We start from the raw sequence: 13,137 nt of genomic DNA, 5'->3' as shown, positions 1-13,137 counted from the left end.
AAAAGCGATGCCCTCGATGATTGTCAAATCTTACTATCCGGTCGCTGTGGGTGACACGACAACGCTAACGGTGATGAGGAGACTTCAATGAAAAGGGCATCATTCGCGCTGACCGGCATATCGCTGGCGGTGGTGCTGGCGGGTTGCGGCGGAGGAGACGGGGGAACGCCGGGCGACGGCGGCCCCCCCGGGGCAGGGGCGCCGAGCTTGCGGATTTCGGTGCTGGGGAATCGCGCCGATCTCGTATCCGGCGGGCAGGCGCTGGTCGAAGTCAAGGTTCCCGAGGGTTCCGCCACGCGCTTCGAACAGATCCGCATGCTGCTCAATGGCAAGGATGTGACCGGCGCCTTCGCCGTGCGCGGGAATGGCCGCTACATGGGGCGGGTGGAGGGACTGGCCGATGGCGACAACAGGCTGGTGGCGCGGACGGACGACGGCGCCACCGCGTACCTGGCGATCAACAACCATCCGAATGGCGGGCCGGTCATCTCCGGCGCCCAGGTCGGCTATTGGGAATGCGCCACCAAGGTCGCGGCGCCGACGCCGACCAACCCCGATCTGGGCGACCCGCTCGACGAGCAGTGCAATATCGCCGCGCCGGTGTTCCGCTATCAGTACCGGACCACGGCCGGGCGCTTCGCCGTCTACGACCCCGCCAATCCGCCGGCCTCGTCGGAGATCGCCAGCGCGACCACGGACGAGGGCAAGACCGTGCCCTACATCGTCCGCATCGAGCGCGGCGTGATCAATCGCGGCAAGTACGACATCGCCTACCTGGCCAACCCGGCCGATCCGGTCAAGGGCTGGACACCGTATGCCCGCCCGGATTCGTGGAACGGCAAGCTGCACTGGAAGTTCGGGTCGGGCTGCGAATACAGCCGCACCCAGGGCAATCCGGGCAGCGTGCTGGACGACGTGGCCCTGAGCCGGGGGTTCATGGTCGCATCGTCCGAGATGACCCAGTACGGCACGCATTGCAACGACGTCACGTCGGCCGAGACTGTGATGATGCTCAAGGAATACATCACCGAGAACTACGGCGAGATCCGCTACACCATGGCCGACGGCAGCTCGGGCGGCGCGCACCAGCAGCACCTGCATGCCTCGAACTATCCCGGCCTGCTGCAAGGACTGCTGCCCGCGGACGGGTGGCAGGACACCTGGACCACCGGCCGGGAGTTCGCCGACTGCGGGTTGCTCAAGCGCTTCTACGACGTGCGCAAGACCGCCGGGCTCCCGTTCACCATCATGGAAAAGGCCCACGTCAACGGCCACGTCTACGATCAGGTGTGCGAAGGGCCGGCCAACACCAACATGGCCTCGCGCACGCCGTTCTATCTCGATCCCACCGTGGGCGGCGCGGGTTGCGGAACACACTGGAACGTCTGGTCGCCCGGCAATACCACGGGCATCCGCTGCACGCTGCAGGATTTCAACATCGCGGTGTTCGGACCGCGTGACGCGACCGGCTACGCCAAGACCCCGATCGACAATGTCGGCATCCTGTACGGCTTGCGGGCGGTCAACAGCGGCAGGATCTCGCCCGAGCAGTTCGTGATGCTGAACGAACAAGTGGGCGGTTACGACATCAACGGCCAATGGCAGTCCGCGCGGATGGCGGCCGATCCCGGCGCGGCCGAAACCGCGCACCGGTCGGGCCGGGTGGCGCACGGCCGGCGCCTGGGCGACGTGGCCATCATCCAGTCCATCAGTTTCAACGTGCGGGAGGAGCACTACGATTTCCGCGGCTACGTGATCCGCAACCGCATCCTGCGCGAGCACGGCGACTACGCGAATCACGTCATCTGGCGCTACAAGTCCACGCCGCCCGACTACAACGCGCGCCGTTTCGACGCGATGAACGAATGGCTGGGCAAGGTCGAGGCCGATACTTCCGGCAAGACGCTGCGGGAAAAGATCATCGCCAACAAGCCGGCCATCGCGGTGGACGCCTGCTGGCGCGCCGACGCCGCCACCTGGAGCACCGATCCCGACTACTGCAACACCGGCGCCGATCCGACGTCGGCATCGAGCGTGAGCGGCTCCGGGGCGACGGCGGTCTACAGCCCGGGCGCGGATGAGTGGCCCGTTTTCCGGGACACCCGCGTCGCGGCGGGCGAAGGCCTGGCCAGCGACATCATGAAGTGCACCCTGAAGCCGCTGGCGCGGGCCGATTTCGCCGTGGCTTTCAGCGGCGACCAGTGGACGCGCCTGCAGGCGGTGTTCCCGCTGGGCGTGTGCGACTACGGCAAGCCCGGCGTCGGCCAGGGCGCGCCCGAGCCCTGGCAGAGCTTCATGGACGGGCCTGGGGGCAAGCCCCTGGGGCAGGCACCGTCGTCGGCGCCGGGCGAGGGGGCCTGAACCGCACGGGTTGCCTGCCCCGGATCCGGCGCTTGACTTTGCCATCATGGGAAGCTTGATACTGCGAAGCATCACCCCAGTATCGCGAGGAAACCATGAGTGGACAGTCAACGCCGGCAGTGGCCGGCCCGGGCGACGCCCCTGTGAGCTGGACCCTGCCCATCGAGGGCATGACCTGCGCCTCGTGCGTCGGCCGGGTCGAGCGCGCCTTGTCGCAGGTGCCCGGCGTGCGGCGCGCCAGCGTCAACCTGGCCACCGAGACGGCCGAGGTCGAGGCCGATGCTCCGGTGCAGGCCGCCACGCTGCGCGCGGCGGTCGAGAAGGCCGGCTATGAGATCCCCGCCGGATCGGTGGACCTGAGCATAGACGGCATGACCTGCGCCTCGTGCGTGGCGCGGGTGGAGAAGGCCCTGGCCCGGGTGCCGGGCGTGGCCGGTGCCGAGGTCAATCTGGCCACCGAGACCGCCCGGGTCTCGCTCGTCTCCAAGGTCGATCCGGCGGTGCTGATCGCCGCGGTGGAGAAGGCCGGGTACGAGGCGCGCCTTGCCGCGCAGTCCGCGCCCGCTGCCGAGGCAAGCGCCGCGGGCCTGCCGACGTGGTGGCCGATCGCCCTGGCCGGGGCGCTTTCCCTGCCGCTGGTCGTGCCCATGCTGTTGATGCCCTTCGGCATCCATTGGATGCCCAATGGCTGGGTGCAATGGGCGCTGGCGACGCCGGTGCAGTTCTGGCTGGGCGCGCGTTTCTATCGCGGTGCCTGGAAGGCCTTGAAGGCGCGTGCCGGCAACATGGACCTGCTGGTGGCGCTGGGTACCAGCGCCGCCTATGGCCTGAGCGTCTATCAACTGCTGCGCCACGGTACCCACGGGGCCACGCATCTATATTTCGAGGCGTCGGCGGTGGTGATCACGCTGGTTCTGCTGGGCAAGTGGCTGGAGACCCGCGCCAAGCGGCAGACCACCGAGGCGATCCGCGCCCTGAACGCCCTGCGGCCCGAGGTGGCGCGCGTGCGGCGCGAAGGCGCCGAGGTCGAGGTGCCGGTCGCCTCCGTGTACCCGGGCGACCTCGTCGTGGTGCGTCCGGGCGAGCGCGTGCCGGTGGACGGCGAAGTGGTCGAGGGCGCCAGCCAGGTCGACGAATCGCTGATCACCGGCGAAAGCCTGCCGGTGGACAAGCAGCATGGCGACCGCGTCACCGGCGGCTCGGTCAACGCCGAAGGCCTGCTGGTGGTCCGCACCACCGCCGTTGGCGCGGAGTCCATGCTGGCCCGCATCGTGCGGCTGGTCGAGTCGGCGCAGGCCAAGAAGGCGCCCATCCAGCGTCTGGTGGACCGGGTGAGCGAGGTGTTCGTGCCGGTGATCGTCGTCATCGCCATGGTGACCCTGCTGGCCTGGGGCGTGGCGGGCGGCGACTGGGAACAGGCCATCCTCAACGCGGTGGCGGTCCTGGTCATCGCCTGCCCGTGCGCGCTGGGACTGGCCACGCCCACGGCCATCATGGCCGGGACCGGCGTGGCGGCGCGCCATGGCATCCTGATCAAGGACGCGGAGGCGCTGGAGGTGGCGCACAACGTCAAGGTCGTCGCGTTCGACAAGACCGGCACGCTGACCGAAGGCAAGCCCGAACTGGTCGCCGCCGAACCGGCGCAGGGTGAACGCCGCGACCTGCTGGCCGCCAGCGCCGCGTTGCAGGCGGGCAGCGAGCATCCGCTGGCGCGCGCCGTCCTGGCCGAGGCGCGGCGCGAGGGTATCGCGGTGCCGGCCGCCGCCCAGGCGCGGGCGGTGGCGGGGCGCGGCATGGCGGCGTCGGTGGAGGGCCGCGAGCTGCGGCTGGGCAGCGGCCGCTACATGCAGGAACTGGGCGTCGAGATCGCGCCGCTGGCGCAGCGGGCGGCGGCGCTTCAGGCCGAAGGCCGCACCGTGTCCTGGGTGGCGAGCGTGAGCGGCCAACCGGTGCTGCTGGGTCTCCTGGCCTTCGGCGACACGCTCAAGCCGACCTCGGATGCGGCGCTGCGGTCGCTGCGCGAACAAGGCATACGCAGCGTGCTGCTGACCGGCGACAACGCCGGCGCGGCGCGCGCCATCGGCCAGGCGCTGGGCGTGGACGACGTGCGGGCGGAAGTGCTGCCCGAGCACAAGGCCGAAGCCATTGCCGCCCTGCGGGCCGACGGCCACGTGGTGGCGATGGTGGGCGACGGCATCAACGATGCGCCGGCGCTGGCCGCCGCCGACGTGGGGATCGCCATGTCGACCGGCACGGACGTGGCCATGCATGCCGCGGGCGTCACGCTGATGCGCGGCGATCCCGCGCTGGTCGGCGACGCGATCGACATTTCCCGGCGCACCTACGCCAAGATCCGCCAGAACCTGTTCTGGGCCTTCATCTACAACGTGGTCGGCGTGCCGCTGGCGGCCCTGGGCCTGCTCAGCCCGGTCCTGGCCGGGGCGGCGATGGCGCTGAGCAGTGTCAGCGTGGTCTCCAACGCCTTGCTGCTGCGGCGCTGGAAGGGCCGCGCCTGAAGGCGCGGCCCAACATTACACAAACGTAATCTTCGGGTCAGGCTGGGGTGGGGGGCCGCTGGCTAGAGTGGCGGCCTGACCGGATTCATCGGATATCGCATGCACATCAAGACTTCAAGGCGGACATTCGTCACCGCCCTGGCAGCGGGCGGCGCACTGGGCGCGCTGGGCCTCTGGCGCAAGCCCGTGTGGGCAGCCATCGGGCCGGGCGATCCCCACGTGCTGACCGGCACCGAATTCGATCTTCAGATCGGCGAGACGCCGGTGAACTTCACCGGCAGCCCGCGCACCGCGATGACCGTGAACGGCGGCATACCCGGGCCGCTGCTGCGCTGGCGCGAAGGCGACACCGTCACCCTGCGCGTGCGCAACAAGCTGAAGGCGTCCACCTCCATCCACTGGCACGGCATCCTGCTGCCCGCCAACATGGACGGCGTGCCCGGATTGAGCTTCGAAGGCATCGCGCCCGACGGCATGTACGTCTATACCTTCAAGGTGCGCCAGAACGGCACCTACTGGTACCACAGCCATTCGGGATTCCAGGAGCAGTCGGGCATCTACGGGCCGCTGATCATCGATGCGAAGGAGCCGGAGCCGTTCGCCTACGACCGCGAATACGTCGTGATGCTGTCGGACTGGACCGACGAGGACCCGGCGCGGCTCATGCGCACGCTGAAGAAGCAGTCCGACTACTACAACTTCCACAAGCGCACCGTCGGCGATTTCTTCCGCGACGTCCGCGAGAAGGGCTGGTCGGCCACCATCGCGGACCGGAAGATGTGGGCCGAGATGCGGATGAACCCGACCGACATCGCCGACGTCAGCGGGTACACCTACACCTATCTCTTGAACGGACAGGCGCCGGACGGCGGCTGGACGGGGCTGTTCAAGCCGGGCGAACGCCTGCGCCTGCGCTTCATCAACGGCTCGGCCATGACCTATTTCGACGTGCGCATCCCCGGCCTGAAGATGACCGTGGTGGCGGCCGACGGGCAGCACGTCAAGCCCGTCGCGGTGGACGAGTTCCGCATCGCCGTGGCCGAGACCTACGACGTGATCGTCGAGCCCGCCGCGGACGAGGCCTACACCATCTTCGCGCAGTCCATGGACCGCACGGGGTATGCGCGCGGCACGCTGGCCGTGCGCGATGGCGTGCACGCGCCGGTGCCCGCCCTGGATGCGCGGCCTGTCCTGGCCATGGAGGACATGGGCATGGACCACGGCGGCATGGCGGGGATGGACCATGGCAGCATGTCCGGCATGGACCATGGCGCCATGTCCGGCATGCAGACTCATCCCGCCTCGGAAGCGGGCAACCCCCTGGTGGACATGCAGACGATGAGCCCAACGCCCAAGCTGGACGATCCCGGCATGGGCCTGCGCGACAACGGCCGCCGCGTGCTGGCCTATGCCGACCTGCGCAGCACGTTCCAGGATCCGGACGGGCGGATGCCGAGCCGGACGATAGAACTGCACCTGACCGGACACATGGAGAAATTCGCCTGGTCGTTCGACGGCATCAAGTTCTCGGACTCCCGGCCCGTGGTGCTGAAGTACGGCGAGCGGGTCAGGATCGTGCTGGTGAACGACACGATGATGACCCATCCCATCCACCTGCACGGATTGTGGAGCGACCTGGAGGACGAGCACGGCAATTTCCTGGTCCGCAAGCACACCATCGACATGCCGCCGGGGTCGCGGCGCAGCTACCGCGTGACCGCCGACGCCCTCGGGCGTTGGGCCTATCACTGCCACCTCCTGTACCACATGGAAGCCGGCATGTTCCGTGAAGTCCGGGTGGAAGAATAAGGGGCCGGCCATGATCTTTTCGATTCATCGCAATACGCCGGCGCTGGCCGCCGCGCTCATCGGCCTCGCGCTGGCCGGCGCGGCGACCGCGCGGGCCCAGGCGCAAGGGATGGACCACTCGCACATGGACCACTCCGGGATGCAGGGGACGGAACATTCCCCGATGCAGGGGATGGACCATTCCCCGATGCAGGGGATGGACCATTCCAATATGCCGGGCATGGATCACTCGACCATGCAGAACATGGACCTCGCTCCCATGCAAAGCATGGACCAGGCGCCGATGCAGGGCATGGACGCCGCGCCCACGGAAAGCCGCACGCCCATTCCCAGGCTGACCGATGCCGACCGCAAGGCCGCCGCCTTCGATACGGCGGGCCATGCCGTGCACGACAAGGGCATCAATTCCCTCTTCCTGGTGGACCGGCTGGAATGGCAGGACGCGCGCGGCGGCAACGCGCTGAACTGGGATTTCAAGGGCTGGATAGGCGGCGATACCGACCGCCTGTGGCTCAGTTCGGAGGGCGAGCGCTCGGGCGGCAAGCTCCACGAGGCCGAGGTCCAGGCCTTGTGGGGGCGTTCCATCAGCCCCTGGTGGGACGCCGTGGGCGGGGTGCGCCACGATTTCAAGCCGGGCTCGTCGCAGACCTGGGCCGCGTTCGGCTTGCAGGGAATGGCGCTCTACAACTTCGAGGCCTCCGCCATGGTCTTTGCCGGCGAGAACGGGCAGACCGCCGCGCGCCTGAAAGGCGAGTACGACATCCTGTTCACGAACCGGCTCATCCTGCAGCCCGCCGCCGAGGTCAATTTCTTCGGGAAGAACGACCATGGGCGCGGCATCGGGTCCGGCCTGTCGAACACGGAAGTGGGCGTCCGCCTGCGATACGAAATCCGCCGCGAATTCGCCCCCTACATCGGCGTGACCTGGAACCGGACCTACGGCGCCACCGCGGACTATGCCCGCGCGCACGGAGAGCGCCGCAGCGACACCCGGTTCGTGGTCGGCGTGCGCATGTGGTTCTGAATCGCCTCCATTCTTCTTTCCTATCCGTTTCAAGGTCCATCATGTCCAATGCTCGTACCGTCCTGAACGCCGCTGTCCTGACTGCCGGGCTGCTTGCCGCCGCCGCGGCCCAGGCCCATCCCGAACTCCTGTCCTCGACTCCCGGGGACAAGGCCGAGACCACGGCGCCAGCGAGGATAGAACTGCGTTTCTCCGAAGCGCTGGTCACCCAGTTCTCGGGCGCCAGGCTGCTCATGACGGGCATGGCCGGCATGAGCCACGCGCCCATGCCGGTGGAAGTCCGGGTCTCGGGCGACGCCGATCCCAAGACGATGCTGATCACGCCGGCCAAGCCCCTGGCGGCCGGCACCTATCGCGTGGAGTGGCGGGCCGTCTCGTCGGATACCCACCCCATCACCGGCAATTTCTCGTTCAGCGTGAAGTAGGCGATGGCCGACGGGCTGGGCGTTGCCGTCCGCTTCGCGCTGTACCTGGACCTGGCGCTGCTTTGCGGCGTGCCGCTGTTCCTGCTCCACAGTTTTCAACGGGAATGGGAAGAGGGTGAACCCGGCCTGGGGTTCGGCGCCTGGCCGGCCGCCGCCGCGGGCGCGGGGGTCCTGCTGGCGGCGCTGAGCCTGGCGCTGCTGGCGCAGTCCATGAGCGGGGCCGAATCGCTCACGGCGTTGCGATTTCCTATACTGGCCATGGTGGTTGGCGGCACGCACGCGGGGTTGGCCGGCGCGATACGGATAGGCGCGCTGTTGCTGGCCCTGTGGCTTGTCCTGAGAATGAAGCACCGGCGCGTCGCGGGTTTGCGGGCGTTGGCTGGCTGCGCCTTCGTCGCGCTTGCCAGCTTGGCCTGGGGCGGGCATGGCGCCATGGACGACGGCGCACGGGGCTACGTGCACCTGTGGGCTGACGTCGTCCATCTGCTCGCGGCCGCCGGCTGGGTGGGCGCGTTGGCGGTCTTTGCGAAGATGTCGTGGCCGTCCGCGGGTGCCCCGAAGCGGCAGGTCCGCCTGCTGAGCCGGGGGCTGGCGGGCTTCGCGGGCCTGGGCACCGTCATCGTCGCGGCCTTGACGCTCACGGGGGCGGCCAATTATGCGTTCATCGTCGGTCCGACCTTGAACGGCCTGCTGTCCAGCCCCTACGGCCTGCTTCTTTTGGGCAAACTGGGGCTGTTCGCCATGATGCTGGCCTTGGCGGCCGCGAACCGGTTTCGCCTTGCCCCCAGGCTGGAGGCGGCCATCGCCGCGGACCGCCCCGGCGCCGCCCTGGTCCTGCTGCGCCGGAGCGTGGCCCTGGAGGCCGGCGCGGCGACCGCTATCCTGTTGTTGGTGGCGTGGCTGGGAACGCTCGGCCCACCCACCGGATCTTGAAGGAAACCATGCCATGATGCACAAGCACGCAAGCCTGTCACGCCGCACCCTCCTGATCGGGGCGGCCTTGCTTCCACTGGGCGCCCGGGCGCAGAAGACGAACACCGTGGAGGTCTGGAAGACGCCGACTTGCGGATGCTGCCAGGACTGGATCAAGCACCTGCGGGACAACGGCTTCCAGGTGAACGCCCATGACGTCGACGATACCTCCGAGGCGCGGCGCCGCCTGGGCATCCCGGACGACAAGGGCTCCTGCCATACGGCCGTGGTGGACGGCTATGCGCTGGAAGGGCACGTGCCGGCCCGGGAGATCAGGCGGCTGCTGCGCGAACGCCCCTCGGCCGTCGGCCTGGCCGTTCCCGGCATGCCCCTGGGATCGCCGGGCATGGACGGGCCCGAATACGGCGGCCGGAAATCCGCCTACGATGTCCTGCTCGTGCGGACCGGTGGGCGATCCAGCGTCTACCAGGCCTATCGCTGATGAGCGACGGGACGCCACCATGAAACTACTGGTCGTGGAAGACGAGGCCAAGACCGGCGAGTATCTCCGGCAAGGGCTGACCGAGGCCGGCTTCGTGGTCGACCTGGCGGACAACGGCCTGGACGGGCAGTACCGGGCGCTGAGCGAATCCTACGACATGGTCGTGCTCGACGTGATGCTGCCCGACGTGGACGGCTGGCGCATCCTGCAGACCCTGCGCGCCGTCGAGAACAACGTGCCCGTCCTGTTCCTGACCGCGCGCGACAGCGTGGCCGACCGGGTCAAGGGCCTGGAGCTGGGCGCGGACGACTACCTGGTCAAGCCCTTCGCCTTCTCCGAACTGCTGGCGCGTGTGCGGACCCTGCTGCGCCGGGGCAGCGGACAGATCGCCACCGACCGCATCCAGGTCGGCGACCTGGTGCTGGATCTGGTCCGCCGCCGGGCCACGCGTGCCGGCCGGCGCATCAACCTGACGAGCAAGGAATTCGCGCTGCTGGAATTGTTCGTGCGCCGGCACGGCGAGGTGCTGCCGCGTTCGCTCATCGCCTCCCAGGTCTGGGACATGAACTTCGACAGCGACACCAACGTCATCGACGTCGCCATCCGGCGGCTGCGCGCCAAGATCGACGATGCGTTCGATGCCAAGCTGATCCAGACCGTGCGGGGCATGGGATACGTCTTCGAAGAACCCGAGGACATAGGTTGATGCGCCCGTTTTCCCTGACGACGCGGCTGACGACCTTCTTCTCGCTGTCGTCGGCCGCCGTGCTGCTGGGACTGGGGGCCTTGATCGCCATCTCGATGGACCGGCACTTCGCGCACGAGGATTTCGCCGTGCTCGAGGAGAAAGCGGGCCTGGTCCGCGGCATCGCCCAGGTCGCCGATCCGGCGGCTATGCCGCAGCGCCTGGGCGCGGCGCTTCAGAACCACCCCGGACTGGTCGCGCTGGTCCGGACGGAGCAGGGCGCGGTGCTCCATGCCACGGAGGGCTTCGAATTCGACGCTGCCGTGAGCGCGGCGCGGGCCTTGCCAGCCGGCGTGACGGAGTTCACTTGGCGGCAGGACGGGGCCGAGTACCGGGGACTGCGCACGATGGCGGGAAAACCGGGCAGCGAACTGCTGGTCATCGTCGGATTGGCGACCGAGATCCACGCGCACTTCATGCACGGCTTCCTGCATTCGCTGGTGCTGTACGTGGTGCTGTCGGCGCTGGTGAGCGGCGTGTTCGGCTGGTGGGCGGCCCGCAGCGGGCTCGCGCCGCTGCGCACCATGGCCGCCCGGGCCCGGGCCGTTACCGCGCAGAAGCTGGACCAGCGCATGCCCGTCGAGGCCGTTCCGCCGGAGATGGCGGATCTGGCATCGACCCTGAACGCCATGCTGGCGCGGCTGCAGGACGATTTCCGGCGGTTGTCGGAATTCTCTTCCGACCTGGCCCATGAACTGCGCACGCCGCTGACGAACCTGCTGACGCAGACCCATGTGGTGCTGGCGCAGCCCCGCGAGGCCGGGAAGTACCGCGAGATCCTGGCATCGAACGAAGAGGAACTGCAGCGCTTGTCGCGGATGGTATCCGACATGCTCTACCTGGCGAAAATGGAGCATGGCATTACCCTGCCCCAGGCGGAGGCCATCGCGGTCCAGGACGAGGTCAACGCCTTGTTCGAGTTCTACGAGGCCCTTGCGGAGGACAAGGCGGTGGCCTTGCGGCTGTCCGGCCAGGGCCGGATCGTGGGCGACCGCCTGATGTTGCGGCGTGCGCTGAGCAACCTGCTTTCGAACGCGTTGCGATACACCCCCGGGAAGGGGGCGATAGACGTCGACATCGCGTGCGACGAGGTGTCCGTGACGATAGGCGTCGAGAACGATGGCAAGGAGATCCCCGCCGAACTGATCCCCTCGCTTTTCGACCGCTTCTTCCGGGCCGACAAATCCAGGGCACGGCCCGACTCGGAAAGCGCCGGCCTGGGGCTGTCGATCACCCGGGCCATCATGGTGGCGCACGGTGGCCATATCGCCGCGGGTTCGGCCGCCGGCCGGACCCGCTTCACACTGGTCTTTCCGGTCAGGCACGCGCCGGACGCCTCACTTGCCCCAGACGCGCGGGGGCAATGACCACTCGCCGTTCTCGAATACCCAGCCGTCCGAAGCGATGAACCTGTCGCTCCGGGCGGAAGGGACGCTTTGCGCCCTGGGCGTGGCGGGGCGTGTTTCCTTCGAGGCGTGCGGCAGCGTGTCCGTGTGGACCAGCCTGCCGTCCTTCATGGCATAGGCGTGGTCCTGGCGGACCCATTCACCGTTGACGAAGGTCCAGCCGTCGGCGCTGGCCAGCACCGTGGGCGCGGCGTAGGCCGGGGAGGCGCCGCCCGCCAGGGCCGCGACGAGGATGAGCATCTTGCCGTTCAACATGTCGATCTCCAGAAGTACCGGGCACCGCACGGTGGCGCCTGGTGGGCTGTGCGTGGGCTTGCACAGGAGCCTTCACTTTAGGAGTCGGGCACGAACGGCAGGATGGCCGGGGAATTACATGTCGGTCATCTGGCGGCGGGTTCGCCCCGCATGATGCGGTCGATCCCGTCCAGCGCCCGCATCGCGGGCAGCACCGAGGCGATGTCGCAGCGGCTGGGGCGGCCTTCGCGCAGCGCGGCGATGAACTCGGTGTCCTGGGCCTCGAAGGCCAGCTGCGCGCCGGGCATCTCCACGACCTTGCCGTCGCTGTCGGTCAGTTCGTCGCGGAAGGCGCGGTAGGTGTCCTCTTCGCCGATGTAGCGATAGAAGCCGCCGAAGGGCCCTTTATTGTTGAACGACATGGCCATGGTCAGCAGCGTACCGCGCTTGCGCGAACGCATGGCCACCGTGATGTCCATGGGGATGCCCAGTTCGGGATGGTCGGGGCCGCGCTGGCCCCAGACGTCGAATTCCGATTCGTCCAGCAGCCAGCAGAACAGGTCCACCGTGTGGCAGGCGTGGTGCCAGAGCAGGCTGTCGACCCAGGTGCGCGGCTCGCCGAACATGTTCAGGTTGTTGCGGCGGAAGAAATAGGTTTCGCAGACCAGGTGGTGCAGCGTGAAGTCGCCGCTCTGGATGCGTTCGCGCAGGGTGGTGTGCGGCGGCGCGAAGCGGCGGCTGTGCGCCACCATCATGGGCACGCCGGTCTCGGCCTGCACGCGTGCCAGGCGCTCGGTGTCGGCCAGGGTCAGCGCGGCGGGAATCTCGATCAGCATGGGCTTGCCCAGGCGGGCGGCCAGTTCGGCGTGTTCGGCATGCAGGCCCGAGGGCGTGGCCAGCACCACCGCGTCCACGTCGGTGCGGGCCAGCGTGGCGGCCAGGTCGTCGCTGCAATCGGGAATGCCGTATTGCGCGGCCAATTGGCGGCCGCGCGACATGTCGGCCGCCGCCAGGGCCACGGTCTTCACGCCCGGCATGTCCGCGAAGATGCGCGCATGGGTCGAGCCCATGGCGCCTTCGCCGGCGATGCACAGACGGATGGGGGCGGACGAGGGGGCAGGCATGGGACGCGGTCTCCGTGATAAGGGAGCGCGGCCGTGGCCGCGCCCGTTGGTCGAGGGGATCCCGGTATTCTAGGCCGCG

At 68.6% G+C, this 13,137-nt stretch carries 11 protein-coding genes; 9 read left to right on the top strand and 2 right to left on the bottom strand.

Annotated features, from left to right (window positions below):
• Positions 1-87 precede the first annotated feature (87 nt).
• The 9 genes from N5K27_RS16580 (at position 88) to N5K27_RS16540 (ending at position 11,661) form a co-directional block, all read left to right on the top strand.
• Positions 88-2,361, top strand: a complete 2,274-nt coding sequence (locus N5K27_RS16580) for a DUF6351 family protein (protein WP_279817597.1) — start codon at positions 88-90, stop codon at positions 2,359-2,361.
• 95 nt (positions 2,362-2,456) lie between these two features.
• Positions 2,457-4,877, top strand: a complete 2,421-nt coding sequence (locus N5K27_RS16575) for a heavy metal translocating P-type ATPase (RefSeq protein ID WP_279817596.1) — start codon at positions 2,457-2,459, stop codon at positions 4,875-4,877.
• Between the two features lie 99 nt (positions 4,878-4,976).
• Positions 4,977-6,686: a copper resistance system multicopper oxidase gene (locus tag N5K27_RS16570; protein ID WP_279817594.1), complete on the top strand. Its 1,710-nt coding sequence runs from the start codon at positions 4,977-4,979 to the stop codon at positions 6,684-6,686.
• Positions 6,687-6,696: 10 nt separating this feature from the next.
• On the top strand, positions 6,697-7,710 hold the full coding sequence (locus tag N5K27_RS16565; RefSeq protein ID WP_279817592.1) for a copper resistance protein B: 1,014 nt from the start codon (positions 6,697-6,699) through the stop codon (positions 7,708-7,710).
• 41 nt (positions 7,711-7,751) lie between these two features.
• Positions 7,752-8,135: a copper homeostasis periplasmic binding protein CopC gene (gene copC, locus N5K27_RS16560; protein WP_279817590.1), complete on the top strand. Its 384-nt coding sequence runs from the start codon at positions 7,752-7,754 to the stop codon at positions 8,133-8,135.
• A 3-nt stretch (positions 8,136-8,138) separates the two neighbouring features.
• Positions 8,139-9,068, top strand: a complete 930-nt coding sequence (gene copD, locus N5K27_RS16555) for a copper homeostasis membrane protein CopD (RefSeq protein WP_279817588.1) — start codon at positions 8,139-8,141, stop codon at positions 9,066-9,068.
• 16 nt (positions 9,069-9,084) lie between these two features.
• Positions 9,085-9,549 carry a DUF411 domain-containing protein gene (locus N5K27_RS16550; RefSeq protein ID WP_279817705.1) on the top strand — a complete coding sequence of 155 codons (465 nt, stop codon included), beginning with the start codon at positions 9,085-9,087 and terminating at the stop codon, positions 9,547-9,549.
• A gap of 19 nt (positions 9,550-9,568) precedes the next feature.
• Positions 9,569-10,255 (top strand): heavy metal response regulator transcription factor, encoded by a 687-nt coding sequence (locus N5K27_RS16545; protein WP_279817586.1) that lies wholly within the window; start codon positions 9,569-9,571, stop codon positions 10,253-10,255.
• Complete coding sequence (locus N5K27_RS16540; protein ID WP_279817584.1) at positions 10,255-11,661, top strand: heavy metal sensor histidine kinase; 1,407 nt, start codon at positions 10,255-10,257, stop codon at positions 11,659-11,661. The genes N5K27_RS16545 and N5K27_RS16540 overlap by 1 nt, the downstream gene beginning before the upstream one ends.
• Here N5K27_RS16540 and N5K27_RS16535 read toward each other — a convergent pair.
• Both N5K27_RS16535 and N5K27_RS16530 read right to left on the bottom strand, forming a co-directional pair.
• Positions 11,632-11,955, bottom strand: a complete 324-nt coding sequence (locus N5K27_RS16535; RefSeq protein WP_130359184.1) for a hypothetical protein — start codon at positions 11,953-11,955, stop codon at positions 11,632-11,634. The two genes, N5K27_RS16540 and N5K27_RS16535, sit on opposite strands and share 30 nt — an antisense overlap.
• Positions 11,956-12,080: 125 nt before the next feature.
• Positions 12,081-13,058: a Gfo/Idh/MocA family oxidoreductase gene (locus N5K27_RS16530; RefSeq protein WP_279817583.1), complete on the bottom strand. Its 978-nt coding sequence runs from the start codon at positions 13,056-13,058 to the stop codon at positions 12,081-12,083.
• Positions 13,059-13,137: the final 79 nt, after the last annotated feature.

Source organism: Pigmentiphaga sp. GD03639 (genome assembly GCF_029845405.1).
In the GTDB taxonomy this organism is placed as follows: Bacteria; Pseudomonadota; Gammaproteobacteria; order Burkholderiales; family Burkholderiaceae_B; genus Pigmentiphaga; species Pigmentiphaga daeguensis.
This window is presented reverse-complemented; position numbering and strand designations above follow the sequence as displayed.